The organism is Pseudomonas sp. ASL4, assembly GCF_056680395.1.
In genome coordinates this window covers 7,161,440-7,187,923 of record NZ_CM155280.1, presented here as the reverse complement: position 1 = coordinate 7,187,923, position 26,484 = coordinate 7,161,440, and the positions used below count along the sequence as shown (strand labels likewise).

At 57.4% G+C, this 26,484-nt stretch carries 22 protein-coding genes and 1 pseudogene; 8 read left to right on the top strand and 15 right to left on the bottom strand.

From position 1 onward, the window contains the following. Nucleotides 1–13: 13 nt before the first annotated feature. The 4 genes and pseudogenes from AC1MEW_RS32940 to AC1MEW_RS32925 all read right to left on the bottom strand — a co-directional run bounded on the left by AC1MEW_RS32940 (nucleotide 14) and on the right by AC1MEW_RS32925 (nucleotide 2,558). A complete protein-coding gene (locus AC1MEW_RS32940; protein ID WP_480424945.1) occupies nucleotides 14–928 on the bottom strand; it encodes a fatty acid desaturase family protein in 915 nt (304 codons plus the stop codon). Further along, a complete protein-coding gene (locus AC1MEW_RS32935) occupies nucleotides 925–1,686 on the bottom strand; it encodes a hypothetical protein (protein ID WP_201256160.1) in 762 nt (253 codons plus the stop codon). The genes AC1MEW_RS32940 and AC1MEW_RS32935 overlap by 4 nt, the downstream gene beginning before the upstream one ends. Nucleotides 1,687–2,137: 451 nt before the next feature. Next, a pseudogene (locus AC1MEW_RS32930) lies at nucleotides 2,138–2,287 on the bottom strand (IS5/IS1182 family transposase); the annotation flags it as partial. Then, the gene (locus tag AC1MEW_RS32925; RefSeq protein ID WP_480427401.1) at nucleotides 2,280–2,558 is read right to left on the bottom strand and encodes a hypothetical protein; all 279 of its coding nucleotides are present in this window, start codon (nucleotides 2,556–2,558) and stop codon (nucleotides 2,280–2,282) included. The pseudogene AC1MEW_RS32930 and the gene AC1MEW_RS32925, both read right to left, overlap by 8 nt. 616 nt (nucleotides 2,559–3,174) lie before the next feature. Between AC1MEW_RS32925 and AC1MEW_RS32920 the strand changes: the two genes are divergently transcribed. The 3 genes from AC1MEW_RS32920 to AC1MEW_RS32910 all read left to right on the top strand — a co-directional run bounded on the left by AC1MEW_RS32920 (nucleotide 3,175) and on the right by AC1MEW_RS32910 (nucleotide 6,325). Then, nucleotides 3,175–4,764, top strand: coding sequence for a peptide chain release factor 3 (locus AC1MEW_RS32920; RefSeq protein ID WP_201256158.1), 1,590 nt, complete (start codon nucleotides 3,175–3,177; stop codon nucleotides 4,762–4,764). 615 nt (nucleotides 4,765–5,379) lie between these two features. Then, nucleotides 5,380–5,736 carry a DUF6124 family protein gene (locus AC1MEW_RS32915; protein WP_322270542.1) on the top strand — a complete coding sequence of 119 codons (357 nt, stop codon included), beginning with the start codon at nucleotides 5,380–5,382 and terminating at the stop codon, nucleotides 5,734–5,736. A 343-nt stretch (nucleotides 5,737–6,079) separates the two neighbouring features. Next, complete coding sequence (locus tag AC1MEW_RS32910) at nucleotides 6,080–6,325, top strand: hypothetical protein (RefSeq protein WP_201256156.1); 246 nt, start codon at nucleotides 6,080–6,082, stop codon at nucleotides 6,323–6,325. A gap of 181 nt (nucleotides 6,326–6,506) precedes the next feature. On the opposite strand, the gene AC1MEW_RS32905 is transcribed toward AC1MEW_RS32910, so the two are convergent. From AC1MEW_RS32905 to AC1MEW_RS32865, 9 genes are all read right to left on the bottom strand, one after another. Beyond that, nucleotides 6,507–7,487 carry a peptide ABC transporter ATP-binding protein gene (locus AC1MEW_RS32905; RefSeq protein ID WP_201200519.1) on the bottom strand — a complete coding sequence of 327 codons (981 nt, stop codon included), beginning with the start codon at nucleotides 7,485–7,487 and terminating at the stop codon, nucleotides 6,507–6,509. Continuing rightward, entirely contained in the window at nucleotides 7,487–8,455 is a 969-nt protein-coding gene (locus AC1MEW_RS32900) for an ABC transporter ATP-binding protein (protein ID WP_201194391.1), read from the bottom strand. The genes AC1MEW_RS32905 and AC1MEW_RS32900 overlap by 1 nt, the downstream gene beginning before the upstream one ends. Before the next feature lie 10 nt (nucleotides 8,456–8,465). After that, nucleotides 8,466–9,377, bottom strand: a complete 912-nt coding sequence (locus AC1MEW_RS32895) for an ABC transporter permease subunit (protein WP_201205126.1) — start codon at nucleotides 9,375–9,377, stop codon at nucleotides 8,466–8,468. Nucleotides 9,378–9,390: 13 nt separating this feature from the next. Then, nucleotides 9,391–10,401, bottom strand: a complete 1,011-nt coding sequence (locus AC1MEW_RS32890; RefSeq protein WP_201200520.1) for an ABC transporter permease subunit — start codon at nucleotides 10,399–10,401, stop codon at nucleotides 9,391–9,393. Nucleotides 10,402–10,475: 74 nt separating this feature from the next. Then, entirely contained in the window at nucleotides 10,476–12,071 is a 1,596-nt protein-coding gene (locus AC1MEW_RS32885; RefSeq protein WP_480424943.1) for an ABC transporter substrate-binding protein, read from the bottom strand. A 78-nt stretch (nucleotides 12,072–12,149) separates the two neighbouring features. Continuing rightward, on the bottom strand, nucleotides 12,150–13,562 hold the full coding sequence (locus tag AC1MEW_RS32880; protein WP_201200523.1) for an OprD family porin: 1,413 nt from the start codon (nucleotides 13,560–13,562) through the stop codon (nucleotides 12,150–12,152). Between the two features lie 170 nt (nucleotides 13,563–13,732). Continuing rightward, the gene (locus AC1MEW_RS32875) at nucleotides 13,733–15,334 is read right to left on the bottom strand and encodes an ABC transporter substrate-binding protein (protein WP_201200525.1); all 1,602 of its coding nucleotides are present in this window, start codon (nucleotides 15,332–15,334) and stop codon (nucleotides 13,733–13,735) included. A 301-nt stretch (nucleotides 15,335–15,635) separates the two neighbouring features. Next, nucleotides 15,636–17,261 (bottom strand): ABC transporter substrate-binding protein, encoded by a 1,626-nt coding sequence (locus AC1MEW_RS32870; RefSeq protein WP_201256155.1) that lies wholly within the window; start codon nucleotides 17,259–17,261, stop codon nucleotides 15,636–15,638. Between the two features lie 259 nt (nucleotides 17,262–17,520). Beyond that, complete coding sequence (locus tag AC1MEW_RS32865; protein WP_480424941.1) at nucleotides 17,521–19,122, bottom strand: ABC transporter substrate-binding protein; 1,602 nt, start codon at nucleotides 19,120–19,122, stop codon at nucleotides 17,521–17,523. A 757-nt stretch (nucleotides 19,123–19,879) separates the two neighbouring features. Here AC1MEW_RS32865 and AC1MEW_RS32860 point away from each other — a divergent pair. Continuing rightward, a complete protein-coding gene (locus tag AC1MEW_RS32860; protein WP_480424940.1) occupies nucleotides 19,880–20,242 on the top strand; it encodes an NIPSNAP family protein in 363 nt (120 codons plus the stop codon). Between the two features lie 221 nt (nucleotides 20,243–20,463). Here the strand turns inward: AC1MEW_RS32860 and AC1MEW_RS32855 are convergent, their stop codons facing one another. Beyond that, complete coding sequence (locus AC1MEW_RS32855; RefSeq protein WP_201195849.1) at nucleotides 20,464–21,186, bottom strand: SIMPL domain-containing protein; 723 nt, start codon at nucleotides 21,184–21,186, stop codon at nucleotides 20,464–20,466. A gap of 385 nt (nucleotides 21,187–21,571) precedes the next feature. Between AC1MEW_RS32855 and AC1MEW_RS32850 the strand changes: the two genes are divergently transcribed. The 4 genes from AC1MEW_RS32850 to AC1MEW_RS32835 all read left to right on the top strand — a co-directional run bounded on the left by AC1MEW_RS32850 (nucleotide 21,572) and on the right by AC1MEW_RS32835 (nucleotide 26,120). Then, entirely contained in the window at nucleotides 21,572–22,834 is a 1,263-nt protein-coding gene (locus AC1MEW_RS32850; RefSeq protein ID WP_201200533.1) for an ATP-binding protein, read from the top strand. Beyond that, the gene (locus tag AC1MEW_RS32845; protein ID WP_007942792.1) at nucleotides 22,827–23,387 is read left to right on the top strand and encodes a response regulator transcription factor; all 561 of its coding nucleotides are present in this window, start codon (nucleotides 22,827–22,829) and stop codon (nucleotides 23,385–23,387) included. Before AC1MEW_RS32850 ends, AC1MEW_RS32845 begins: the two co-directional genes overlap by 8 nt. A gap of 97 nt (nucleotides 23,388–23,484) precedes the next feature. Then, complete coding sequence (locus AC1MEW_RS32840; RefSeq protein ID WP_480424937.1) at nucleotides 23,485–25,212, top strand: ABC transporter ATP-binding protein/permease; 1,728 nt, start codon at nucleotides 23,485–23,487, stop codon at nucleotides 25,210–25,212. Between the two features lie 158 nt (nucleotides 25,213–25,370). Beyond that, entirely contained in the window at nucleotides 25,371–26,120 is a 750-nt protein-coding gene (locus AC1MEW_RS32835; RefSeq protein ID WP_201256152.1) for a FadR/GntR family transcriptional regulator, read from the top strand. A 158-nt stretch (nucleotides 26,121–26,278) separates the two neighbouring features. Here AC1MEW_RS32835 and AC1MEW_RS32830 read toward each other — a convergent pair whose 3' ends face one another. After that, entirely contained in the window at nucleotides 26,279–26,470 is a 192-nt protein-coding gene (locus AC1MEW_RS32830; protein ID WP_201256151.1) for a hypothetical protein, read from the bottom strand. Nucleotides 26,471–26,484 lie beyond the last annotated feature (14 nt).

Here is a 26,484-nt window from a genome sequence, read left to right as displayed (position 1 = left end):
CTCTAGTGAGTGATCATTTGTGACGCATGAGAGAACGGATCAGATTCAGGTGCCATCTTGCATAAGAGCGCTCTCGGTATACGGCTTGCCCCATCTCTTCTAATGCGATTGTTTCAAGCAGTGATGAAGGCGCGGCAGGGTATCGATGATGTTCCGCATGAAAGTTGGCGTTCCACATAAAGTAACGCACAACCCAATTGCTCGTTATTGTTCTTGCGCAGAGATAGCGCGGAACGGTGGCGCTGCAACCATAGTGCTCAGGTAACCCAATAAATATAATCCAGAAATAAGCGACGGCAAGAGGTGCCAGATACAAAGAAAGCGTGTTTTTCGGAAATAGGGTCAGAAGCACTAAAACAACAACAATCCATAGCGTAATGCCCCATGCCTCTCGACGTGCCAAAGACATTCTCTTTCGTCCCCTCATATATGCCGGGAATTTGAAGAAAATAATCTCTACACCCAGGCGTATCTGGGAGATTAAAAAAGAACATCCTGAGAGCGTAAAAAAGTAACTGGATACTGAATTAAACTCCCCGCTCGACTCAGTATCATTACTTGTGCCCAGGTGCTGATGGTGCTTAAGGTGCTTGTCGGTATAGGCTGTGTAATTTATAAGTAATATACCAGCAGCGATCGAGCCGATAAGATAATTAGTATGCTTGCTTTTAAAAATATTCTGATGCAGGCATTCATGGGCCAGATTTAGAAAGCCAGCCAATATGAAACCCATTGCCATAACTATGCATAGTTTTTCAAGGAGCGATAAGTCTTGAAGCATTAAAGCGCCAAGGGCGCAATAGATCGATAGGATGATGAGTATTTTTAGCGGAAACTTGATGTTGCTCGCATGAGACCGGCCCGAACGGTATTTTTTTATTGCATCAGTAACGAGATCTGAATGCATGCCGCCGAGTCGGCTAGTCATTGAGAAAGTTCCGTCAGCGCCGCACACCAGTTGATGTTTTCCTGCATTGCCTTTAGCGAATCGCTAACGAACTGGGCCTCGTCTTCAGGGCTCACCAGAAGGTCCACCATTTGTCGTGTCATGGCAACGTGATATGCCTCGGCAGGGTCGTCACCACCTACATGGCACTCGAAATACTTGAGCTGATTACGATCAACGCCATAGCTGGAACTGACCGCATCCCAAAGCGCGGAGATCATCGTATTGGCATGCATTTCGAACGAAACCATGTAGGCACAGCGTGTCACCGCCGATAAGGACGCAAGCCCCTCAAACAGATTAGTCAGGTAGGAGCCGGTAGGGTCGCCAAATTCCGGTGATACAGGCTTACCCGTTAGCTTCTCAATATCGGTCTTTAATAGATTGGCGTGAAACCATTTTTCAGTATCGAGAATTTTGCTTAAACCAGGCTTGCCGTAGCGATCCATAACATAGGCTCCGCCTGTCTCGTCCCAACTTAGAAAGTTACCAACCACGCTGGTGATCTCGAGACTTCGAGGCACCTCATAATTGCTCTTTATCGCCGTGAGTATTGAGTTTGCCTGCGAGCCTGCCTGGAGGTACGGAAAGGCCTGAGACATGGCCAGATAATGAGGAAGGATCTCATTGACCTGTCTCTCGGTATGAACACTTCGAAACGGATGATCGTCAAGCAGATAGCGAACGTTGGCTTGCGCTTCGTCTATTACGGATACCGAGAACTCATCTTGAATGCACATAACACCCTCCCATCTTAATGTTTTTCAGGGGCAGTCGCCAAAGCCGTTACTCTGAGCCTGGCGAGTGACTTTAAGAAAAAACGAAACGCATGAGGTTCTTCGAAAAAGATTCGAAGACTGATACTGCACAACATGGATCACCACATCAAGGCATCGATCGCCAGCCCCATCTCAACATAGAAAGAGCTCCGTTACAGTGAGCGTCATCGTCTTGCCTGGCACTAAGTTAATGCTTGGGGCCGATTTGATTTAAATCATCAGCCGATGTGCTTGCAGTCACGGCTCTAAAATAGCTAATAAGTCATGTGTGACGGCTGTTGAAATTACCAGGCACTTCGGCGTCGCCCAGAGTGCCTGGCGTATGATTTAGAAGATCAACTGTTTTAGTGCAGCAGAAAGTTGTATTGTTTCAAGCGCTTAAACGGTCTAAAGCAAAAAACCGTTCCGAACATCACTTGCCAGCAAACCGTTTTATAATCATTCGCAGGTTTGGTAGAGCGAACAGCGTGGTCAACTGAGGAGTGGCCTTCATCAACCCTCGTAACTTCACTTTCAAATTAGCAAACTGCCGCTTGATCCCCCGGAACGGATGCTCAACCTTGACTTGCTTCGGTGCTTTGCAATATCGATCTTGCGCTCGGCCCTGTAGTACAGCCCGCGTTATTACAACTTGGATAGGTACTGTTACGAGCGGCGATCTGCCAAATTGCTTTATGAATTTCGTGCTCTTCGACACCGGTGTGTCCGAGGTCTTTGTACACGGCGAATTCTTCACCTGGCAGCAAATCGGTGACCTGTGTGACGTCGGCAATGGTGGTGCCCTGTCTTTCATCCGACTCGTGGGGGGCTTGGACCAGGTGGTGACGGTGCATTTCAGCACCTCTGGGGACTTGTTCGGAGAGTCCCGAAAACCGTCGATATGATCCCAATTGAATTGTCAGATGACGATGCAATTTGCCTCGCGCAATACCGGTCTCGCGTCTCGTGAAGAGAATCGCAGTTATTTCGAGGCATGAAATCATTTGAAATACACTCCTCCTTGTGTTGTTCGGTCGGATATGATTTCCGTATCATTGGATCCAATATTGGAGCACGAATTTTGAGCCGTCAATACCTTTTAGAGAGCATCCGAAAATATTCATATTCGGATATTTACAGGGGAAATTCGGGCTGTTGGGGACGGTGCAGAGCGCGCCTCTGATCGATTGATTTCAACACCGTTCGAAAGCTCACCCCCCCGCAGTGATTGAAGTTGCGGGTCTACACCACGCCGCCATGCTTGTAGCGTTTATAGGGGAGAGCACCCGCCGAGCATTTTTCCAAGACGAGATGCGGGCGCTGTGACCTTCAGCGGGAGGAGGCATTGCATCGGGCATTCCCGGCGGCTGTTTGTTACAATGCCCGGTTATCTGTGTTGGCCTTTGCAATCGGCCAAAGGTACTTTTTTAACTGTGTACATACCTGCGTACACAATCGAGATTTGAAGCGATGTCCGATAGTAAAATTGTCAATGAAGTCAACGCCAGACGAACGTTTGCCATCATTTCCCACCCCGATGCCGGTAAAACCACCATCACCGAGAAGCTCTTGCTGATGGGGAAGGCGATTGCGATTGCTGGCACGGTGAAATCCCGTAAATCCGACCGCCATGCCACCTCCGACTGGATGGAAATGGAAAAGCAGCGTGGTATCTCGATTACCACGTCGGTCATGCAGTTCCCGTATCGCGACCACATGATCAACCTGCTCGACACCCCGGGCCACGAAGACTTCTCTGAAGATACCTACCGCACCTTGACGGCAGTGGACTCGGCATTGATGGTCCTCGACGGCGGTAAGGGTGTAGAGCCACGCACTATTGCGCTGATGGACGTCTGCCGTCTGCGGGATACGCCGATTGTCAGCTTCATCAACAAACTCGACCGTGACATCCGCGACCCGATCGAACTGCTCGACGAAATCGAAGCCGTCCTGAAGATCAAGGCCGCGCCGATCACCTGGCCGATCGGTTGCTACCGCGACTTCAAGGGCGTTTATCACCTCGCCGACGACTACATCATTGTCTACACCGCCGGTCACGGCCACGAGCGCACCGATGTGAAAATCATCGAGAAGCTCGACTCCGATGAAGCCCGCGCGCACTTGGGTGACGAATACGATCGCTTCGTCGATCAGCTGGAACTGGTGCAGGGCGCCTGCCACGAATTCAATCAACAGGAATTCCTCGACGGCCAACTGACCCCGGTGTTCTTCGGTACTGCTCTGGGCAACTTCGGTGTCGATCACGTGCTCGACGCCGTGGTCAACTGGGCGCCGAAACCCCTGGCCCGTGTTGCCAATGAGCGCACCGTGGAACCGGTTGAAGAGAAGTTCGCCGGTTTCGTGTTCAAGATCCAGGCGAACATGGACCCGAAACACCGCGACCGTATTGCCTTCATGCGTATCTGCTCCGGCAAATACGAAAAAGGCATGAAGATGCGCCACGTGCGTACCGGCAAGGATGTACGGATCGGCGACGCGCTGACGTTCTTCTCCTCCGAGCGCGAGCAACTGGAAGAGGCGTTTGCCGGCGACATCATCGGCCTGCACAACCACGGCACCATCCAGATCGGCGACACCTTCACCGAAGGCGAAGTCCTGGGTTTTACCGGCATCCCGCACTTCGCCCCGGAACTGTTCCGTCGCGTACGCCTGCGCGATCCGCTGAAATCCAAGCAACTACGCCAGGGCCTGCAGCAATTGGCCGAAGAAGGCGCGACCCAGGTGTTCTTCCCGACGCGCAGCAACGACATCATCCTCGGCGCCGTCGGTGTGCTGCAGTTCGATGTGGTCGCCAGCCGCTTGAAAGAGGAATACAAGGTCGAATGCTCATACGAGCCGATCACGGTGTACTCCGCCCGCTGGATCGATTGCAGCGATAAGAAGAAGCTTGAAGAGTTCAGCGTCAAGGCTGTGGAAAACCTGGCTATCGATGGCGGCGGTCACCTGACCTACCTGGCCCCGACCCGGGTCAACCTGGCACTGATGGAAGAGCGCTGGCCGGACGTGAAATTCCGTGCGACGCGTGAGCATCATTAAGCGCTGATTGGCGACACCCAAAACCCCGTTGCGAAAGCTGCGGGGTTTTTTAATGCCCCGATTTCGGCCCGTTAACGCAAAAACCCTGTGGGAGCGGGCTTGCTCGCGAAAGCGGTATGTCATTCAACAGTGATGTCGACTGATACGGCCTCTTCGCGAGCAAGCCCGCTCCCACAGGTTTTGTGGTCTGAGCCGAGCGGCGGTGGGGCTGTTCAATTGCCATGTGACTAGTGAATGGATGGCTGTTTTTCTGCAGGTCCTACAGCGGTTTCCGATGGTTACATGTTTGGGCTACGTCACCTTGCGTCTTTGCCTACAAGTCCGCCAGAATCGGCCGGCTTGTGGGTATTGCGGGCTGCCTCTATCGTTTCCCTGTCGCTGAAAAACACAGCGGAACGGGCTTGGCGGTCCGCGGTTTTATACTCCAGGCATCTCGTCCAAAAATGGTTTCGGGCACTTAAGTGTCAGACCTCAATGTTATGGCGGGTTGCTCAAGGATCCCCTCGGGGATGCCGGGTTTGGAGTGTTGACCGGTCCGCCAATCTTGTGCAATCCGCCACCCAATCTGCTTGGCGGCAGGCGGTGGTGATCTCAACATTCTTAATGAGGTTCATCATGATCAAAGATTCGCCGAATCCCCCAGAAACCGACGAAGATTCCCCCGAGTCCATCGACTCCAAAAAATACGCAGACATCGCCGACCGCGTCCTCAGGCATTACCTCAATCCCTCGTCGCTCACCGACACCCCACGCAAACCCAGCCCCCTTTTTCACATCGACCCCGACGCCGATAACGAAACCCTGCTGGCCCACGCCTGCGAGTCGTTGGCCTCCGCGAATGTCATGACCAGTAACCTCGCCGGGCTAGTGGAAGGCACCCATCGCAATACCCTGTTGGGAATTGCGCAAGTCATCATGCTGGGTGAACTGGCCGTGAGTCGGGCCCTCGATAACCTCGACCCGCAAAAATAGACGCGGCCCTGTGGTGAGGGGGCTTGCCCCCGTTGGGTCGCGAAGCGGCCCTATAACCGGCGACCCATTTCTCCTGGCACATCGCGCGAACCGGGTTTACGACTGCTTCGCAGCCGAACGGGAGCAAGCTCCCTCGCCACAGGTCATCATTGATTTTTGAAATTGCTGTTTGGCATAACCTTTATTCCAAACCAATCTGTCCATTGGCGGCAATTACCCTCCTTCGTTAGCGTCCTATCTGGAGAACCCGGCCGATAGGAACTAGATTTCATTCAGCGCCACGGCAACCGGGTTACGCGCCGGCAGGCACCCATGCTGCATCTCAGAAAGGATGGAATCGGCTATGAGCATTTTTCAACGCGTTGTGCTGTTGCTTAAGGTTTTGGTGATGCTGTCTCTCGGAACGTCCTCGGCGTGGGCGTCCAGCCCCAGTCATCCACAGGGATTTAACGGCGTACCAGGGCATGACAGCAGCGGCCTGATGATCGCCGCGTCGGAGCCCGAGGGGAGCAAGGGCGACGACGACTCCACGACTGACGAGCCTGATCCTGATTCAAGTGATGACGAGGAAGGCGATAGCCAATCGTAAACCCCGGACAAAAGAAAACCCCTTCTACCGGACTGATGCGCAATCCAGGAAAAGGGGTTTGGACAACTGGTCAGGAAGACCGCAATCCCTGTGGGAGTGAGCCTGCTCGCGAAGAGGGTGTGTCAGCCAACATTAACGTGTCTGACAAACCGCTTTCGCGAGCAGGCTCGCTCCCACATTTTTATGCCGCGCCGTCGAGGAACTGCTCGGCGTAATGGCAAGCCACCTGGCGGCTGTCGAGCAGGCGCAGGGCCGGCTCTTCGGTGCTGCAGCGCTCGGTGGCGTACGGGCAGCGCTTGTGGAAAGCGCAGCCGGACGGTGGGTTCAGCGGGTTGGGCAATTCGCCGACGATCTTGATTTTCGGCTTGTTCGGGTCCGGGTGAATGGTCGGGGTGGCCGACAGCAACGCCTGGGTGTACGGGTGCAGCGGACGCTGATAGATGTCGTTCTTCGGGCCCATTTCCACCGGGCGACCGAGGTACATCACCATCACGTCATCGGCCACGTGCTGGACGACCGCCAGGTTGTGGGAGATGAACACGTAGGCGGTGTTGAACTCTTGCTGCAAATCCATGAACAGGTTCAGCACCTGCGCCTGGATCGACACGTCCAGCGCGGAGGTCGGTTCGTCCGCCACCAGCACTTTCGGTTGCAGCATCATGGCGCGCGCCAGGGCGATCCGCTGGCGCTGACCGCCGGAGAACATGTGCGGATAACGCTGGTAGTGCTCAGGACGCAAGCCCACCTGCTTCATCATCGCCTGGACTTTCTCGCGACGTTCGGCGGCCGACAGGTTGGTGTTGATCAGCAGCGGCTCGCCGAGCTGGTCACCGACTTTCTGCCGTGGGTTCAACGAGGCGTACGGGCTCTGGAACACCATCTGCACGTCTTTGCGCAATTGCTTGCGCTGAGCCTTGTCAGCGCCGGTCACTTCTTGCCCGGCGATTTTCAAGGAACCGGAGGACGGCTCTTCGATCAGTGTCAGGGCACGGGCCAGAGTGGATTTGCCGCAACCCGATTCGCCTACAACGGCGAGGGTCTTGCCGGCTTCCAGTTCGAACGACACACCGTTAAGCGCGCGAACCAGCGCATGGCCCTTGAACAGGCCGCGGGACACTTCGTAATGACGGGTCAGGTCGCGGGCGGTAAGTACGACGGCCATTACGCCACCTCCTGATTCAGCGGGTAGAAGCAGCGGGCGAGGCTGTTGCTTTTCGGGTCAAGGCCAGGACGCTGTGCGCGGCAGGAATCCTGCACGTACGGGCAACGCGGCGATAGCAGGCAACCCTGCGGGCGGTCGTAGCGACCGGGAACGATGCCCGGCAGCGTGGCCAGACGCGTGGCGCCGAGGCTGTGTTCCGGAATCGCCTTGAGCAGCGCTTCGCTGTACGGGTGCGCCGGAATGTCGAACAGTTGTGGCACTTGACCGACTTCGACCGCTTGGCCGGCGTACATCACGCACACACGCTGGGCGGTTTCGGCCACGACCGCGAGGTCGTGAGTGATCAGCACCAGGCCCATGTTCTGCTCTTTTTGCAGGGCCAACAGCAGGTCCATGATCTGGGCCTGAATGGTCACGTCGAGTGCAGTGGTCGGTTCGTCGGCGATCAACAGTTTCGGTTCGCCGGCAATCGCCATGGCGATTGCAACACGCTGGCTCATACCGCCCGACAATTGATGCGGGTAGGCCTCCATACGGCTGGCGGCCCCCGGGATTTCAACTTTTTCCAGGAGCTCGATGGCACGCTTGCGCGCTTGCTTGCTGGACATTTTCAGGTGCAGGCGCAGCACTTCTTCGATCTGGAAACCGACGGTGTAGCTCGGGTTCAGCGCGGTCATTGGGTCCTGGAAGACCATGGCCAGGTCTTTGCCGACGATTTGCCGACGCTGACGGTTGCTGAGCTTGAGCATGTCCTTGCCGTCGAAATTCAGGGCGTCAGCGGTGACGATCCCCGGATGTTCGATCAGGCCCATCAGCGCCATCATGGTCACGGACTTGCCGGAACCCGACTCGCCAACGATGGCCAGAACTTCGCCCTTGTCCACGGTAATGTCGAGCCCGTCGACCACCGGAACGGCGTTCTTGTCGCCGAAACGAACGTTGAGATTCTTGATTTCTAACAGTGACATTTGAATCTCCTCAGGCGGCGTTCTTGAGTTTCGGGTCCAGCGCATCGCGCAGGCCGTCGCCCATCAAGTTGATTGCCAGCACGCTGAGCAAAATGGTCAAACCAGGCAGACTTACCACCCACCAGGCGCGTTCGATGTAGTCGCGAGCCGAAGCCAGCATGGTGCCCCACTCAGGGGTTGGCGGTTGGACGCCAAGACCCAGGAAGCCCAGGGCGGCGGCATCGAGAATCGCCGAGGAGAAGCTCAAGGTCGCTTGAACGATCAGTGGCGCCATGCAGTTGGGCAGCACAGTGACGAACATCAGGCGTGGCAGGCCGGCACCGGCGAGGCGCGCGGCGGTCACGTAGTCGCGGTTCAGTTCGCCCATCACCGCGGCGCGGGTCAGACGAACATAGGACGGCAACGAAACCACGGCGATCGCAATAATGGTGTTGATCAGGCCAGGGCCGAGGATGGCGACAATCGCCACAGCCAGCAGCAGGGACGGCAGGGCCAGCATGATGTCCATCAGACGCATGATGGTCGGGCCGAGCATTTTCGGGAAGAAACCGGCGAACAGACCCAGCAGGATCCCCGGGATCAGCGACATGACAACCGACGACAAGCCGATCAGCAGGGACAGGCGCGAACCGTTGATCAGCCGCGACAGCAGGTCGCGACCCAGTTCATCGGTACCGAGCAGGAACTGGATGTGCCCACCTTCCAGCCAGGACGGCGGGGTCAGCAGGAAGTCACGGTATTGCTCGCTCGGGTTGTGCGGGGCAACCCACGGCGCGAAGATCGCGCAGAAAATCACCAGCAGCATGAACATCAGGCCGGCGACGGCGCCTTTGTTCTTGGAGAATGCTTGCCAGAATTCTTTGTACGGAGACGGGTACAGCAGGCTTTGATCGACTGCTACCGCTGGAATTGGAGTGCTCATGGTCATGATGATCTCAGCGCTGGTGACGAATGCGTGGGTTGGCAAAGCCGTAGAGGATGTCCACTACGAAGTTGACCAGAATCACCAGGCAGGCGATTAACAGGATGCCGTTTTGCACCACGGGATAGTCCCGTGCGCCAATGGCTTCGATCAGCCATTTGCCGATGCCGGGCCAGGAGAAGATGGTTTCGGTCAGGACCGCACCGGCCAGCAACGTGCCGACTTGCAGGCCAACCACGGTCAGCACCGGAATCAGTGCGTTGCGCAGGCCGTGGACGAATACCACGCGAGCCGGCGACAGGCCTTTGGCGCGAGCGGTACGGATGTAATCCTCACGCAGCACTTCGAGCATCGACGAACGGGTCATCCGCGCAATAACGGCCAGCGGGATGGTGCCGAGCACGATGGCTGGCAGGATCAGGTGATGCAGGGCATCGAAGAATGCACCGACGTCATCGGCCAGCAAGGTGTCGATGAGCATGAAGCCGGTGCGCGGCTCGATGTCATAGAGCAGGTCGATCCGCCCGGACACTGGCGTCCAGCCCAGGGATACCGAGAAGAACATGATCAGGATCAGGCCCCACCAGAAGATAGGCATCGAATATCCCGCCAGGGAGATGCCCATCACCCCATGGTCGAACAGGGATCCTCGCTTGAGTGCCGCAATCACCCCGGCCAGAAGGCCCAGGACGCCAGCGAACAACAGTGCGGCCATGGACAGTTCCAGGGTCGCAGGGAATAGAGAGCTGAACTCGGTCCAGACACTGGTGCGTGTGCGCAGTGATTCGCCAAGGTCGCCGTGGGCCAACTTGCCGATGTAATCCAGGTATTGGGCATACAGGGGTTTGTTCAGACCTAGGCGTTCCATTGCCTGGGCGTGCATTTCGGGGTCGACCCGACGTTCGCCCATCATTACTTCCACGGGGTCGCCCGGAATCATGCGAATCAGTGCGAAAGTCAGCAGGGTGATGCCGAAAAACGTGGGGATCAATAACCCCAGTCGGCGGGCAATAAAACTAAACATCTTGTGTGGTACCTCATCAGCCGGTTAGGCGTGCCTGGCGTCCCTGGGGTCAGGGACGCCGGGAGTTTTCTTATCTACTTCACCTGGGTGGTGGCGAAGTTATTAGTGGTGAGGGGGCTAATGTGATAGCCCTCTACGTTGTTGCGCATTGCGGTAAACATACGGGTGTGGGCCATGCTGATCCACGGTTGATCCTGGTTAAAGATCACCTGAGCCTGCTCGTACAGCTTGGCCCGTTCGGCCGGGTCAACTTTAGCGCGTGCTTCGTCCAGCAGTGTCTGGAATTTCTCGTTGCACCAACGGGCGTAGTTTTCGCCGTTTTTGGCAGCCTCGCAACTGAGCATAGGCGTCAGAAAATTATCCGGGTCGCCGTTGTCGCCCGCCCATCCGGCGGAAACCATGTCGTGCTCGCCGTTTTTGGCGCGTTTGAGCATTTCGCCCCATTCCATGACGCGAATATCAATCTTGATTCCGACCTTGGCCAGGTCGGCCTGCATCATCTGCGCGCCGAGCATCGGGTTCGGGTTGGTCGGGCCGCCGCCGTTACGGGTGAACAGGGTGAGCACCGTGCCTTCCGGTACGCCGGCTTCCTTGAGCAGGGCGCGAGCCTTGTCGAGATCACGCGGCGAGTTCTTCAAGTCGTGGTTGTAACCCAGCAGGGTGTCCGGGTACGGGTTGACCGCGACCGTGGCGTTACCTTTGCCGAACAGCGCATTGACGTAAGCCGCTTTGTCGAAGGCGATGTCGATGGCCTTACGCACCCGCACGTCACTCATGTACTTGTGGGTGGTGTTCATGGCGATGTACGAAACGGTCATCGCGTTCAGTTCATCGACCTTCAGGTTCGAGTCTTTCTTGATGCTCGGGATGTCATCCGGTTTCGGGTACAGCGCGATCTGGCACTCGTTGGCCTTGAGCTTTTGCAGGCGCACGTTGTTGTCGGTGGCGATGGCCAGGATCAGCGCATCAGCCGGAGGCTTGCCACGGAAATACTCCGGGTTGGCCTTGAAACGGACCTGAGCATCCTTGGCGTAACGCTGGAAGATAAACGGGCCGGTGCCGATTGGCTTGCTGTTCAGATCGCTGGTCTTGTCGGCCTTGAGCAACTGGTCAGCGTACTCGGCGGAGTAGATCGAGGAGAAGGCCATGGCGATGTCAGCCAGGAATGGCGCTTCGCGACGAGTCAGGGTGAATTTGACGGTGTTGTCGTCAACTTTCTCGACGCTTTTCAGCAGTTCCTTGAAGCCCATGCTTTCAAAGTACGGGAAGCCCACGCTCGACAGTTTGTGCCATGGATGGTTTGGGTCCAGTTGACGCTGGAAGCTCCAGACCACGTCGTCGGCATTCATGTCGCGGGTCGGCTTGAAGTATTCGGTGGTGTGAAACTTGACGCCTTTGCGCAGATGGAACGTGTAGTTCAGACCGTCCTCGCTGATGTCCCAGGAGTCGGCCAGTGCCGGAACCACTTCGGTGGTACCGGGCTTGAACGCCACCAGACGATTGAAGATGGTTTCGGACACTGCGTCGCCTGTGACTGCAGTCGTGTACTGGACCATATCGAAGCCTTCCGGACTGGCTTCGGTGCAGACCACCAAGGGTTTGGCCGAGACGCCAACAGCGACACTCAGCAACGCGGCAGCGATGGCCGCACGTAGGGGAAGCATTTTCATCAAGAGCCCTCTGCAATCAGTTGAACAGGAAAAAACCGAACGGCCGACTCTTCATGAGTCAGCCGTTGGGCGGTGTTTTTACAGAATGTTGAACGGGATGGTGGTTACGAGACGGAACTCGTTGATGCTGCCGTCAGCCTGGTTTTCGCTGGCACGGTGAGCGGTGTAGGTCGCGCGAACAGTGGAGGCCTTGAGTGGGCCGCTCTGCACTGCGTACGAAGCACCGATGCCGTATTCGTAGTGATGCTCGCCGTCCATGTTTTTCACGTCATACGCAGTGCCGGTGTAGTGAGTACCGTCGATGCCCCAGCCGCGAGCCTGGTAAATGTTGAACTTCAGGCCTGGCACGCCGTATTCGGCCATGTTCAGACCGTAGGCGATCTGGAAGGATTTCTCGTTCGGACCGTTGAAGTCGGACAGCAGGGAGTTGGCCAGGTAGATGCCGTTGGTTTCATGCAGGTAGTCGAAGTACTCGTTGCCGTTAATTTCCTGGTACGAGAAGGTCAGGCTGTGGGCCTGGTGAGTCAGGCCGAACGACAGGGAGTAGGCGTCGTTGTCGATTTCACCCATCTCTTTTTTGCCGGTATCGACGGTTTTGTAGTAGTTCAGGCCAGTGGTCAGGCTCAGGACATTGCTGTCACCCAGTTCATGGGTAGCGCCGAAGTAGTACTGGTTCCAGAAGTCTTCAACCTGGGATGCATACAGGCTGGTCTTCAGGCTTTTCAGCGGCTGGTAGTTCAGGCCGACGATGCTAACGCGATCGGTTTCAGCGTTGTTGTTGGTGTACTCGGAGCGGAATTTCGACAGGCTCTCTTCGGTACGCGGCGATACGCGGTCGAAGGTGCCAGCGTCGAACGACAGGTTGTTCAGCTCTTCGCTGTGCAGGCTCACACCTTCAAAGCTCGAAGGCAGTGGACGGTTGCCGATGGTGTCGACGATTGGCGTGCTGAAGTTCTGGCGACCGGCGGTCAGGGTGGTGTTCGACACGCGGAACTTGACGTTGGCCAGGCCCAGTTTGCTCCACTGACCTTCAGCGTCGCCGCCTTCGGTGGTCAGGGTACGGTTGTTACCGGCGCCTGGACGGGAACCAGGTGCGCCACCGTTGTTGGAGGCCAGGCTCTTGCGATCACGTTCCAGTGCAACGGCGTTGTACGCGGCCACTTCAGTGCTGACACCGACGGTGCCCTGAGTGAAGCCGGAAGTGAAATTGACGATGGTGCCCTGAACCCAGTTGATCCGGCGATCGGTCGGGGTTGCTACACCGTCTTTACGGTAGGTGAACTTGCCGCCACGTTTCAGTTGCTCGTTGGCGTACCAGTTACGGGTGGTGCCTTTGATCGTTGTACCTTCGACAAAGCCAGGTGCTTCGGCTTGGGCGCTGGCGGTGTTGACGGTCACCGGGGTGAAATCCTGGCTCTGGGTTTCCGCATACGCCGTGGCGGTGATGCTGCTGATGGCCAAGGCCAGGATCGCGGTGCTGCTCAGTTTCATGGGTGAAGCTCCTTTACTTTCTTTTTTTAGTGCCGGTTTTTTTGTGGCCCGGCTATTGGTTTAGAACTCATTCAGCGCTTCGCAAACGTTTGCTGTAGGCCCAATTGGCGAATTACGGCAATACGCTTGCGTGAGGGCGAAATCCGCCCCCAGCGTTTTTGGCTTATCGGTTATTGATCGATGCTGACACCCGAGAACACGTTGCGACCAAACGGGCTCACCTTGAACCCTTCTATTTTGGCGCTTAACGGCTGGTTGACCGTCGAGTGAGCGATAGGCGTGATCGGCACTTGCTGCTTGAGCAATTGCTGCGCCTGTTTGTACAGCACGGTGCGCTGGTCCCGATCAGTGACGACCTTGGCCTGCTTGACCAGCTTGTCGTAAGCCGGATCACACCACATGGAGTAGTTGTTGCCGCCAATGGCGTCGCAGCTGTACAGCGTGCCGAGCCAGTTGTCCGGGTCCCCGTTGTCACCGGTCCAGCCGATTAGGCTGATGTCGTGCTCGCCATTCTTGGTGCGCTTGATGTACTCGCCCCATTCGTAGCTGACGATCTTCACTTTGAGGCCGATTTTCGCCCAGTCAGCCTGGAGCATTTCGGCCATCAACTTGGCGTTGGGGTTGTAGGGGCGCTGGACCGGCATGGCCCAGAGGGTGATTTCGGTGCCTTCCTTGACGCCGGCAGCCTTGAGCAACTCTCTGGCTTTTTCCGGATCGTAGGCAGCATCTTTAATGGTTTCGTCGTAGGACCACTGGGTCGGCGGCATGGCGTTGACCGCCAACTGCCCGGCGCCCTGGTACACGGCGTTCAAAATGCTTTTTTTGTTCACCGCCATGTCCAGCGCCTGACGCACTTCGAGCTGGTCGAACGGTTTGTGGCGCACGTTGTAGGCGATGTAGCCGAGGTTGAAGCCAGGCTTCTCGATGAGCTGGAGTTTCGGGTCGTTCTTGAGTGCTGTTACATCGGCCGGGCGCGGGTGCAGAGTGATCTGGCATTCGTTGGCCTTGAGCTTCTGCACCCGCACCGACGCGTCGGTGTTGATGGCGAAAATCAGGTTGTCGAGCTTGACCCGGCTCGGGTCCCAGTACTGCTTGTTGCCGGTGTAACGGATGTTGGAGTCTTTCTGGTAACTCTTGAACACGAACGGCCCGGTGCCGATCGGCTTCTGATTAATATCGCTTGGTTTGCCAACCGCCAGCAGTTTGTCGGCGTATTCGGCCGACAGGATGGCGGCGAAGCTCATGGCGATGTTCTGGATGAACGCGGCGTCCACGCTGTTGAGCGTCATGACCACGGTCAGCGGCCCGGTCTTCTCGACCTTGGCGATGTTCTTGTTCAGGCTCATCCCGTTGAAATACGGGAACTCAGTCGGATAAGCCTTACGGAAAGGTTGTTGCGGGTCGAGCATGCGATTAAACGTGAACAGCACGTCATCGGCATTGAAATCACGGGTTGGCGTGAAGTAAGGCGTGGTATGGAACTTCACCCCTTCGCGCAGGTGGAAGGTGTACGTGAGGCCGTCTTCGGAAATATCCCAGCGGGTTGCCAGGCCAGGAACGACGTTGGTGGCGCCTTTTTCAAACTCTGCCAGTCGGTTATACAGCGGCTCGGCGGCGTCGTTGTCGGTCGCAGTGGTGTACTGCGCCGTGTCGAAACCGGCGGGGCTGCCTTCTGAGCAGAATACCAGGCTGTTGTTGGCGGCCTGGCTGATGGAAGTGGCGGCCAACAGGCCGGTGCCCAGCAATGCGGATAAAACCAAGGTATGGCGCATAACGCTCCCTCTTTATTAGTGTTTAACAATGAGCCTCCGTCCCGTCCAGGGACGTGGGGGCTGCATTGAGTTCAAACCATTGCGCGCAGCAAACCGAGAGCCCACGCATGCACTGGTCAGATCCCGACGGTATGAGCCGCGGGTCTGGCAGTAAATGCGGAAAGGCCTGAAAAACGCGTAGGAAAAGCCGACACGTCCTAAACCTCTGCTGTGGTACGCAGTGGATTTGGCTGTCAGAGAATTCCTACTTTCCCGGCAGATAAAGCAACGGCGACGTCATAAACGTCGCCGTTGCCAAACCTTATTTGCTGACGCTGACGCCGTAGAAGGAGTTCAAGCCGAATGGGCTGATCTTGAAGTCCTGCACGTTGGCGCGCATGGGTTGATACACCGTCGAGTGTGCGATAGGTGTCATTGGAACTGCATCTTTGAGGATGTGTTGTGCTTGCTTGTACAGCTCGATGCGCTTGGCCTGATCAGGCGTAGCCTTGGCTTCTTTGATCAGAGCGTCGTACGGCTTGTCGCACCATTTGGAGAAGTTGTTGCCGTTCAGCGCGTCGCAGCCGAACAGGGTGCCGAGCCAGTTGTCCGGGTCCCCATTGTCACCGCTCCAGCCGATGATCATCGCCTGGTTTTCGCCACCTTTGGAACGCTTGATGTACTCGCCCCATTCGTAGCTGACGATGTTCACGTTCAGGCCGATTTTCTTCCAGTCGGACTGCAGCATTTCAGCCATCAGTTTGGCGTTCGGGTTGTATGGCCGCTGAACCGGCATGGCCCACAGAGTGATCTGGGTGCCTTCCTTGACGCCAGCTTCCTTGAGCAGCTCTTTGGCTTTCTCAGGGTCGTACTTGGCATCTTTGATGGTGGTGTCGTAGGACCACTGGGTCGGAGGCATGGCGTTGACGGCCAGTTGGCCGGCGCCCTGGTAAACCGAGTCGATGATCTGAGGCTTGTTGACGGCCATGTCCAGCGCCTGACGGACCTTGAGGTCGGCCAATGGGTTTGGAGTGGTTTGGCCCTTCAGAACAGGCATCACGTTGTAGGCGATGTAGCCCAGGTTGAAACCGGCCTGGTTTGGCAGTTTCAGCTCTTTGTCTTCACCCAGTGCCTTGAGGTCGGCTGGACGCGGGAAAAGAGTGACCTGGCATTCGTTTTTCTTCAGCTTCTGAATACGTACCGACGGGTCGGTGGTGATAGCGAAGATCAGGTTGTCGATCTTCACGTCTTCAGGCTTCCAGTAGTCCTTGTTCCCGGTGTAGCGGATGTTGGAGTCTTTCTGGTAGCTCTTGAACACGAACGGGCCAGTGCCGATTGGCTTCTGGTTGATGTCGGCTGCCTTGCCTTCCTTGAGCAGCTTGGCAGCGTACTCGGCGGACTGGATGGAAGCGAAGCTCATCGCCATGTTCTGGATGAACGCAGCGTCAACGGTGTTCAGGACAAACTTGACCGTGTGATCGTCGACCTTCTCGATCTTGGCGATGTTGGTGTCCATCCCCATGTCGGTGAAGTATGGGAATTCGGTCGGGTACGCTTTGCGGAACGGATCATCCTTGTTAATCATGCGATTAAAGGTGAACAGCACGTCATCAGCGTTGAAGTTGCGAGTCGGGGTGAAATACGGAGTGGTATGGAACTTCACACCTTCACGCAGGTGAAAAGTGTATTCCTTCACGTCCGGGGAAATATCCCAACTGGTCGCCAAACCAGGAATCACGGCGGTGCCGCCGCGCTCGAACTGGGTCAGGCGGTTGAACATGGTTTCTGCAGAGGCGTCGAAGTCGGTTCCGGTGGTGTACTGACCAGGATCAAAACCGGCCGGGCTCCCTTCGGAGCAAAACACCAGGTTAGTCGCCGCTTGGGCGAAAGGTGCGCTAGCTAACAAGCTTGCGCCGACTAAAAACGGAATGACCGCGTGTTTAAGCATGGTGGCCTCATGATTTGTTGTCATTTTTGGAATTAGAGGACGACCTCGTGAGTCGTGCCTGCGGATACTTATGCAGGGGCCATACCCATTGCAAGATCCAGAGCGGCCACAAGTCTTAAACAGTGGCACGAACGTACCTTAATGTCGCATATGTATAAATTTTGACGCATTTGACCGTTTGCGCACGTTTTTTACGGTGCAAATGGCGCCCCACAAGGGGGCAACCGGGGCGCCTGGCGCACCCGGTTGGCGCGCGGTGTTACTTATTTATACCCACGCCATAGAAGGGTGTGAGGCCAAAAGGACTGATCTTGAAGTCGGTAACTTCCTTGCGCAAAGGCTGGAACACCGTCGAGTTGGCGATCGGTGTGATAGGCACCTGTTGCTTAAGGATTTTCTGCGCCTGTTGGTAGAGCTTGACCCGTTCGTCACGATCGGTTGAAACCTTGGCTTGCTGAACCAGTTTGTCGTACGCCGGATCACACCACTTGGCGTAGTTGCTACCTTTCACCGCAGCGCAGCTGTAGAGCACGCCGAGCCAGTTATCCGGGGCACCGTTGTCGCCGGTCCAGCCGTAGATCATCGCGTCATGCTCGCCGTTCTTGGCGCGTTTGATGTACTCGCCCCACTCATAGCTGACGATATTGGCCTTGATCCCGACCTTCTCCCAATCCTGCTGGATCATCTGCGCCGACATCCGCGCATTCGGGTTGGAGGCGCGCTGCACGGTCATCGCCCACAAATTGATCGTCGTACCGGGTGCAACCCCTGCTTCTTTCAGTAGCGCCTTGGCTTTGGTCGGGTCGTAGGGCGCGTCCTTGATGGTCGGGTCATACGACCATTGCGCCGGTGGCAGGGCGTTTTGCGCGAGTTGGCCGGCACTCTGGTACACGGCTTTGATGATCGCCGGTTTGTCGATGGCCATGTCCAGGGCCTGGCGGACCTTGAGCTGATCCAGTGGCGGATGCGTCACGTTGTAGGCCAGGAAGCCGAGGTTGAATCCGGCCTGCTTCAGCACCGTCAGGTTCGGGTCTTTCTCCATCACCTCGATATCGGCCGGGCGCGGGTAGCCGCTGACCTGACACTCGCCGGTCTTGAGCTTCTGCAAGCGTACGGCGGCGTCCGGGGTGATCGAGAACACCAGGTTGTCGATCTTCACGTCCTCAGGTTTCCAGTACGCCTTGTTGCCGACGTAGCGGATCTGCGAGTCCTTCTGATAACGCTTGAACACGAACGGGCCAGTGCCGACCGGCTTCTGGTTGATGTCCGCGGCTTTGCCTTCCTTTAATAGCTGCGCGCCGTACTCGGCGGACTGGACCGAGGCGAAGCTCATGGCCAGGTTCTGGATGAAGGCGGCGTCGGTGTTGTTCAGGCTGAAGCGCACGGTGTGCTCGTCGATCTTGTCGACGCTCTTGATCGTTTTGTTCAGGTCCATGTCGGTGAAATACGGCGACTCGGCGGGGTAGGCCTTGCGGAACGCATTCTCCGGATCGAGCAGACGCTGGAAGGTGAACAACACGTCGTCGGCGTTGAAATCCCGGGTTGGGGTGAAGTAGTCGGTGGTATGAAACTTCACGCCGTCGCGCAGGTGGAAGGTGTAGCTGAGGCCGTCCTTGCTCACGTCCCAACTGGTCGCCAGGCCAGGCTCGACTTCGGTGCCGCCGCGTTTGAATTGGGTGAGGCGGTTGAAGACGGTTTCCGCCGAGGCATCGAAGTCGGTGCCGCTGGTGTATTGGCTGGGGTCGAAGCCGGCGGGGCTGGCTTCGGAGCAGTAGACCAATGTTGTGGCGGCTTGGGCGAAGGGAGCGGTGGTGGCTAGGGCGATTGCGAGCAGGAGAGGTTTGACGGTGGTTCTTTCCATGGAGTCCCCGGGGGATTTGGGTAGCGGTGTATTCCTGAGAGTAGCTTTGTTGACCGGGCGCGCGGAAATATCGTTTTTTGAGGGGGACCCCTCTGTCTGGGCATAGTTGGCCGTTTTCCTTCGGATGTGCTCGGTTAAAACTGTGGGGGCTGGCTTGCCTGCGAAGGCGGCCTGATAGCCGACCTGTTTTCTGTTGACCGAGTACATATCCATTCCTGCGGTAACGGCCGCTTAGGGTTTATCCCTTACGGCGAGTCCCTTTTGGCAAACGCCCCAAAAGGAACCAAAAGGTCTCGCCCCGAGCGTCCGGCCCCTCGCTTAGGCTCGGCGTTCCTTCGCTCCGGTATTCATCTGGGGGCATCGCCTCCGGTCGGCTTCGCTTCGACCTCCTCTCGATGTGTGCGGCTTCGCCGCACGGCGCTACGCGCCTAACCCCCAGATGAACACCTCCACTCAGCCTCCCGAAGGGGCGGGCAGAGCAAGATCAAGATCAAGAGCAGGCGAGCTAACGCTCGGCCTAATGAGTGGTGAAGAGCGGGGCGGTGTATGCCGGTCTACTTTTGATTTTGTAGGTGCATGGCTTGCCCGCGAAGGCGGCCTGACAGCCGACCTGTCTCTCCCGGTTCTATACGGATCATTGTGGTAGATCGCTCCCACATTGGATCGGTGTGAACGCATTATTTGTTCACGCCAACGATCAGCGATGTGCGAGCTTGTCCGTGTTTCAGGAATTGGAATCCCATAGGGAAGATTTGGAATGACTCGAATTGTTGAAGTCCTGATGTACACCTTGAAGCCAGGGTCAGGATTGGATTTCCATCGGGTAATGCACGAAATAAGCGTTCCGCTGCACTTGAGGGCGGGCATGGATGTTGTTTCTTACGGCTGCTCATTACATGACGATGACAGCTATCACTTGATTCGTTCCTACGAAAACGAGGGCCATCGGCTGGCATCTCAAGAGGTTTTTTATTCAAGTTCGGAGTGGAGGCAAGGTCCGAGAGCGGAGATCGTCAGCAGGATTTTGGTCAGTACCATGACGGTGATGACCCTCACTCAAGAAGCGGTAGATGCCGTCAGGCTTTCCCGAGTATTGGATAGCGTCGTCGACTTGGCATAAGACCGCGTCATCGTTCTTCGCGAGCAAGCCCGCTCCTACAGTTGATTTATGGCAGACACAGCATTTTTGAGCGCCCATGAGCCACGTGGGAGCGGGCTTGCTCGCGAAGGCGGTAGATCGATCACCACAAAATCATCAGACAGACCTACCCTGACTTTCCCCAGGCAATAAAAACGGCGATCACTCCAGTGATCGCCGTTTGTGTGTCCGGGCCTATCGCCTCAAGGCGTCATCAACACTTCAATCGACCCATCCGCCGTCATGCTGACCTGGCTGGTGCCGGCTTCAACATCCGGCGTTACCGGTGCCGAGTCCATGCCTGCTGCCGCTTTCATCATCATCGGCGCGCGCATGAAGGGTTGTGGATAGCCGTTGCTGTTCAAATTCAGGTTAACGATTTTGTAGCCCTTGCCGCCCAACGCATCGGTGGCCAGTTGCGCTCGGGCCTTGAATGCGGTGACGGCTTCTTTAAGCAGCGCGTCTTCGCTGGCTTTGCGGGTTGGCGTGGCGATGGCGAAGTCCATGCCGCCCATTTTCAGGTCGGTCAGCAGTTCGCCGGTCAGTTTCGACAGGGCGGCGAAGTCGGAGCTTTCCAGGCGCAGTTCGGCGCGTTCACGCCAGCCGGTGATTTTCTGGCCTTTGGTGTCGTAGATCGGGTAGCTGTTGCGGCTGCCCTGGCGCAGGGTGATGTCTTTGACTTGCTTGGCCTGGGCCAGTGCCTTGTTCATGGTGGTGCTGACGTCGGCGGCGAGTTTGGCCGGGTCGGTGTTTTGATCTTCGGTGTAGAGGGTCACGATCATCAGGTCGCGGGCCACTTCCTGACTGACTTCGGCGCGCAGGGAGATCTGGTTGTAATGCAATTCGTCGGCGGCCAGGGCCGGGAGGCTGGCGACGGTGCCAACGCTGAGGGCGAGGAGGGCGGCGCTGCGGCGAAGTGTGTGCATGGAAAGCTCCTTGAAGGGGCGCAGGGGTTAAGGTCCGAGCCTGCGTGAAACCATCAGACTCTAGCTTTTATGATCCGGTTCGCCCAGTTACAACTTCTATACAGATGAATCAACTCGGTGGTGAAAAGCTTGTGTGGCGAGGGAGCTTGCTCCCGCTGGACTGCGAAGCAGGCCCAAAACCAGTCACCGCGATTTAACCGTCAAACCGAGTCAGCCGATTTGCGTCTGCTGCGCAGCTGAGCGGGAGCAAGCTCCCTCGCCACAGGAGTTATTCATCACAGATGGATCGTGGGTAACTGTGGCGGTTTGCCGCACTTTTGCCTGCCAGCCCCCGCGCTTGGTTATACTCCCTGCGATCCGCCTGGAGCGCTCATCAGGAGAGCTCATGCTCGCCCCCGTTCAACTCACTTCCGCGACTCGCCAGAATCTCTGGCGGCTGACGTTCATCCGCACTTTGGTATTGGCCGCTCAGGCCGGTTCCGTGGGGCTGGCCTACTGGTTCGATTTGCTGCCGTTGCCCTGGTTTCAACTGGCAATGACCCTCGCGTGCTCGATGCTGCTGTGTGCCTTCACGGCCATCCGCTTGCGCACTTCGTGGCCGGTGACCGAACTCGAATACGCCGTGCAACTGGCCTGCGATCTGTTTATCCACAGTGCCTTGCTGTATTTCTCCGGCGGTTCGACCAATCCGTTCGTCTCTTATTACCTGGTGCCGCTGACCATCGCCGCCGTGACGTTGCCATGGCGTTTTTCGGTGATCCTGTCGGGCATCGCCCTGACCATGTACACCCTGCTGCTGGCGCGGTTTTACCCGCTGCAAACCTTTCCGATTGCCCGGGAAAGCCTTCAGGTCTACGGGATGTGGCTGAGTTTCGCCCTCGCTGCTGCGGTGATCACGTTCTTCGCCGCGCGTATGGCCGAAGAGCTGCGCCGTCAGGAAGAATTGCGCGCGATCCGCCGCGAAGAAGGCCTGCGCGATCAGCAATTGCTGGCCGTCGCGACTCAGGCTGCCGGTGCCGCCCATGAACTGGGCACGCCGCTGGCAACCATGAGCGTGCTGCTCAAAGAGATGCAGCAGGATCATCCAGACCCGCTGTTGCAGGATGACCTGAAGGTGCTGCAGGATCAGGTCAAACTCTGCAAGGAGACCTTGCAGCAACTGGTGCGCGCCGCTGAAGCCAATCGCCGCTTGGCGGTAGAGATGCAGGACGTCACCGACTGGCTCGACGAGGCGCTGAACCGCTGGCACCTGATGCGTCCGGAAGCCAGTTACCGCTTCCAGCGTCTGGGCCAGGGCGCGGTGCCACGCATGGCGCCGCCGCCAGACCTGACCCAGGCACTGCTGAATTTGTTGAACAACGCCGCCGACGCTTGCCCCGAAGGGCTGCAAGTGACGCTGGACTGGAATGCCGAGGACTTGACCATCAGCATTCGCGACCACGGCGCCGGTGTGCCGCTGGCCATTGCCGAACAGATCGGCAAACCGTTCTTTACCACTAAGGGCAAAGGTTTCGGCCTGGGCCTGTTTTTGAGCAAGGCCAGCGTGACACGCGCCGGCGGCTCAGTGAAACTCTACAGTCATGAGGAAGGTGGCACGCTTACCGAGCTGCGCCTGCCCCGTGTCGCCCGAGGAGACGAACATGAGTGACGAGATCCAAGTAGAAGGCGAAGAACTGCCGCATTTGCTGTTGGTAGACGATGACGCCACGTTCACCCGCGTGATGGCCCGCGCCATGGCCCGCCGTGGTTTTCGCGTCAGCACCGCCGGTTCCGCCGAAGAAGGCCTGACCATCGCCCAGGCCGACCTGCCGGATTACGCCGCGCTCGACCTGAAAATGGACGGCGATTCGGGCCTGGTGCTGCTGCCAAAACTGCTCGAACTCGATCCGGAAATGCGCGTGGTGATCCTCACCGGTTACTCGAGCATCGCCACCGCCGTCGAGGCTATCAAGCGCGGCGCCTGCAATTACCTGTGCAAACCGGCCGACGCCGATGACGTGCTGGCCGCGCTGCTGTCGGAGCACGCCGACCTCGACACCCTGGTGCCGGAAAACCCGATGTCCGTGGATCGCCTGCAGTGGGAGCACATCCAGCGGGTGTTGACCGAGCACGAAGGCAACATCTCCGCCACTGCCCGCGCCTTGGGGATGCACCGTCGCACTCTGCAGCGCAAACTGCAGAAGCGCCCTGTTCGTCGCTGAACCTGCGCTGAACGAATGCAGGCCACGCCTCGCGACAAACCGAACCGATCATCTATGATCGGTTCGTGCGTGTTCTTTTCTCTATCGAGCCTTATCCATGAATCAGAACGCTGAATATTCCGCGGTCAATGATGCTGTGCGCGGGCAGTTTTTCCGCAAAGTCTGGGCGATGACCACGCCGTATTGGTTCAGCGAAGAGAAGGGCAAGGCCTGGACGTTGCTGATCGCTGTGATCGCGCTGTCGCTGATCAGCGTCGGCATCTCGGTGTGGTTCAACACCTGGTACAAGGATTTCTACAACGCCCTGCAAAAGAAAGACGAGGCGGCGTTCTGGAAGTTGATTCTGTATTTCTGCGTGATTGCCGCCGTGGCGATTGTCGGCGCGGTGTATCGGCTGTACCTGACGCAGATGCTGACCATCCGCTGGCGGGCCTGGCTCACCGAGAAATACTTCGACCGTTGGCTTGGCGACAAAAATTACTATCAGTTGGAGCAGGGTGGTTATACCGATAACCCGGACCAGCGGATTTCCGAAGACCTTAACAACTTCACCTCCAACACCCTGAGCCTGGGCCTTGGGCTGATCCGCAACGTCGTCAGCCTAGTGTCGTTCTCGATCATTTTGTGGGGTGTCTCGGGCAGCATCGAGGTGTTCGGCTATGAGATTCCCGGCTACATGTTCTGGTGCGTGCTGGTGTACGCGGCGGTCGGCAGTTGGCTGACGCACTTGATCGGTCGTCGCTTGATCGGCCTGAACAACCAACAACAACGCTTCGAAGCTGACCTGCGTTTCTCCATGGTGCGGGTGCGCGAGAACGCTGAAAGCATCGCGCTGTACAACGGCGAACCCAACGAGAACCGTCGCCTGAGCAACCGCTTCGGGATGGTCTGGCACAACTTCTGGGACATCATGAAGGTGTCCAAGCGTCTGACGTTCTTCACCTCCGGTTACAGCCAGATCGCGATCATCTTCCCGTTCATGGTCGCTGCGCCGCGTTACTTCGCCGGCAAGATCGAACTCGGTGAACTGATGCAAATCAGCTCGGCGTTCGGCAACGTGCAGGAGAGTTTCAGCTGGTTTATCAGCGCGTACTCGGACCTCGCCTCGTGGCGCGCCACCTGTGATCGTCTCCTGAGTTTCCGTCAGGCCATGGCCGATAACGAAGAGCGCGAGCCAGCCATCGATGTTCAAAACCAGGGCTCGGACTTGAAAATCCATAACCTGGGCCTCGATCTAGCCGACGGTCGCCACTTGCTGACCAGTGGCAATATGACCGTGGAGGAGGGCGAACGCGTCATGCTCAGCGGTCGTTCCGGCAGCGGCAAATCCACCTTGCTGCGGGCGATGGGGCATTTGTGGCCAGCGGGTCACGGCAACATTCGACTACCGGCGGCGCGTTACCTGTTCTTGCCGCAGAAGCCATATCTGCCGATTGGCACCTTGCGCGAAGCGTTGAGTTATCCACAGCCCGGCGACACGTATGCGCCTGAGCGTTATGTGGAAGTGTTGGAAACCTGCCGTTTGCCGCACCTTGTGTCGCGTCTGGATGAAGCCAATCACTGGCAACGCATGTTGTCGCCGGGTGAGCAGCAACGATTGGCCTTTGCCCGTGCGCTGCTCTATGCACCGCAATGGCTCTACATGGATGAAGCCACGTCGGCGATGGATGAAGAGGACGAAGCGTCGCTGTATCAGGCGTTGATCGATGAGTTGCCAGGGCTGAGCATTGTCAGCGTCGGTCATCGCAGCAGCCTGAAACGTTTCCACCCACGGCACATTCGTATCGACAATGGGCATTTGGTGGATCAAGCCGTAACCGCCTGACCACCACAAATCCCCTGATGGGGCGCGCTTTTGTGGCGAGGGGGCATTCCGACAAGCCCCCTCGCCACAGCTCGCTCCTACAGGGGGTGTTGGTGATCGTACAACCCGCTTGCGCTATGATGCGCTTTCAGCCGAATTTTTCGAGACAGACGTTCACCATGGAAAACCCGATCGACGCACCTCGCCTCCCTCGCAAGCGCCGCAGCCTCGCTCAGGAACTGGTGACGGTGCTGTCCGAGCAGATCCGCGACGGTCAGCTCAAGCGTGGCGACAAGTTGCCCACCGAGTCGGCGATCATGGATGCCCATGGCGTCAGCCGCACCGTGGTGCGCGAAGCGATTTCCCGTTTGCAGGCCGCCGGGCAGGTTGAAACCCGTCACGGCATCGGCACCTTCGTGCTCGACACCCCGAGCCCGAGCGGTTTCCGTATTGACCCGGCCACCGTCGTCACCTTGCGTGATGTGCTGGCCATTCTGGAACTGCGTATCAGCCTGGAAGTGGAGTCCGCCGGCCTCGCCGCGCAACGCCGCAGCGCCGAGCAGCTTGGTCTGATGAGAGCAGCGTTGGACGCCCTCAACGAAAGTGCTTCTCACGCCAGCGATGCCGTAGCCTCGGACTTCCAGTTCCACCTGCAAATCGCCCTGTCCACCGGCAACCGCTACTTCACCGACATCATGACCCACCTGGGCACCAGCATCATTCCACGCACGCGCCTGAATTCTGCGCGCCTGGCCCATGACGACCAACAGCACTACATGAGTCGCCTGAGCCGTGAACACGAAGAGATTTACGACGCGATCGCCCGTCAGGATTCCGATGCGGCGCGGGCCGCGATGCGTTTGCATTTGACCAATAGTCGCGAGCGGCTGCGCCATGCGCATGAAGAGGCTGAGGCGCAGCGGGGGTAGGTTTTCAGGTCAGAAGGTTTGTCGCCTGACAGACCGCTTTCGCGAGCAAGCCCGCTCCCACATTTGATCTGCGGCGTTCACAAATAGTGTGTTCACCGAAGATCCATTGTGGGAGCGGGCTTGCTCGCGAAGAGGCCAGATGCCGTTACGCAATGCCCTCAGCCAGCCTTCAAAATCCCCCGATCCACCCGCACCGCCAATTCAGCCGTCCCAGGCTTGGCATCAAAAACTACCTGCCCCTGAGCATCCACCACCGCCCGTGCAATCGGCAGACCCTTGGACAACAACTCCAACGGTGCACCCTTCAGTGATTGGCCCGAGGCCAGTTCCAATTTCAATTTAATCGTCATCTTCAGATCTCCTT

Coding starts and splice junctions, on each gene's coding strand:
- AC1MEW_RS32840 (WP_480424937.1), top strand. CDS start 23,485: ATGAATCAGAACGCTGAATATTCCGCGGTCAATGATGCTGTGCGCGGG.
- AC1MEW_RS32845 (WP_007942792.1), top strand. CDS start 22,827: ATGAGTGACGAGATCCAAGTAGAAGGCGAAGAACTGCCGCATTTGCTG.
- AC1MEW_RS32870 (WP_201256155.1), bottom strand. CDS start 17,261: ATGCTTAAACACGCGGTCATTCCGTTTTTAGTCGGCGCAAGCTTGTTA.
- AC1MEW_RS32910 (WP_201256156.1), top strand. CDS start 6,080: ATGAGCATTTTTCAACGCGTTGTGCTGTTGCTTAAGGTTTTGGTGATG.
- AC1MEW_RS32880 (WP_201200523.1), bottom strand. CDS start 13,562: ATGAAACTGAGCAGCACCGCGATCCTGGCCTTGGCCATCAGCAGCATC.
- AC1MEW_RS32860 (WP_480424940.1), top strand. CDS start 19,880: ATGACTCGAATTGTTGAAGTCCTGATGTACACCTTGAAGCCAGGGTCA.
- AC1MEW_RS32875 (WP_201200525.1), bottom strand. CDS start 15,334: ATGCGCCATACCTTGGTTTTATCCGCATTGCTGGGCACCGGCCTGTTG.
- AC1MEW_RS32935 (WP_201256160.1), bottom strand. CDS start 1,686: ATGTGCATTCAAGATGAGTTCTCGGTATCCGTAATAGACGAAGCGCAA.
- AC1MEW_RS32900 (WP_201194391.1), bottom strand. CDS start 8,455: ATGTCACTGTTAGAAATCAAGAATCTCAACGTTCGTTTCGGCGACAAG.
- AC1MEW_RS32830 (WP_201256151.1), bottom strand. CDS start 26,470: ATGACGATTAAATTGAAATTGGAACTGGCCTCGGGCCAATCACTGAAG.
- AC1MEW_RS32850 (WP_201200533.1), top strand. CDS start 21,572: ATGCTCGCCCCCGTTCAACTCACTTCCGCGACTCGCCAGAATCTCTGG.
- AC1MEW_RS32905 (WP_201200519.1), bottom strand. CDS start 7,487: ATGGCCGTCGTACTTACCGCCCGCGACCTGACCCGTCATTACGAAGTG.
- AC1MEW_RS32915 (WP_322270542.1), top strand. CDS start 5,380: ATGATCAAAGATTCGCCGAATCCCCCAGAAACCGACGAAGATTCCCCC.
- AC1MEW_RS32940 (WP_480424945.1), bottom strand. CDS start 928: ATGACTAGCCGACTCGGCGGCATGCATTCAGATCTCGTTACTGATGCA.
- AC1MEW_RS32920 (WP_201256158.1), top strand. CDS start 3,175: ATGTCCGATAGTAAAATTGTCAATGAAGTCAACGCCAGACGAACGTTT.
- AC1MEW_RS32855 (WP_201195849.1), bottom strand. CDS start 21,186: ATGCACACACTTCGCCGCAGCGCCGCCCTCCTCGCCCTCAGCGTTGGC.
- AC1MEW_RS32895 (WP_201205126.1), bottom strand. CDS start 9,377: ATGAGCACTCCAATTCCAGCGGTAGCAGTCGATCAAAGCCTGCTGTAC.
- AC1MEW_RS32885 (WP_480424943.1), bottom strand. CDS start 12,071: ATGAAAATGCTTCCCCTACGTGCGGCCATCGCTGCCGCGTTGCTGAGT.
- AC1MEW_RS32865 (WP_480424941.1), bottom strand. CDS start 19,122: ATGGAAAGAACCACCGTCAAACCTCTCCTGCTCGCAATCGCCCTAGCC.
- AC1MEW_RS32925 (WP_480427401.1), bottom strand. CDS start 2,558: ATGCACCGTCACCACCTGGTCCAAGCCCCCCACGAGTCGGATGAAAGA.
- AC1MEW_RS32890 (WP_201200520.1), bottom strand. CDS start 10,401: ATGTTTAGTTTTATTGCCCGCCGACTGGGGTTATTGATCCCCACGTTT.
- AC1MEW_RS32835 (WP_201256152.1), top strand. CDS start 25,371: ATGGAAAACCCGATCGACGCACCTCGCCTCCCTCGCAAGCGCCGCAGC.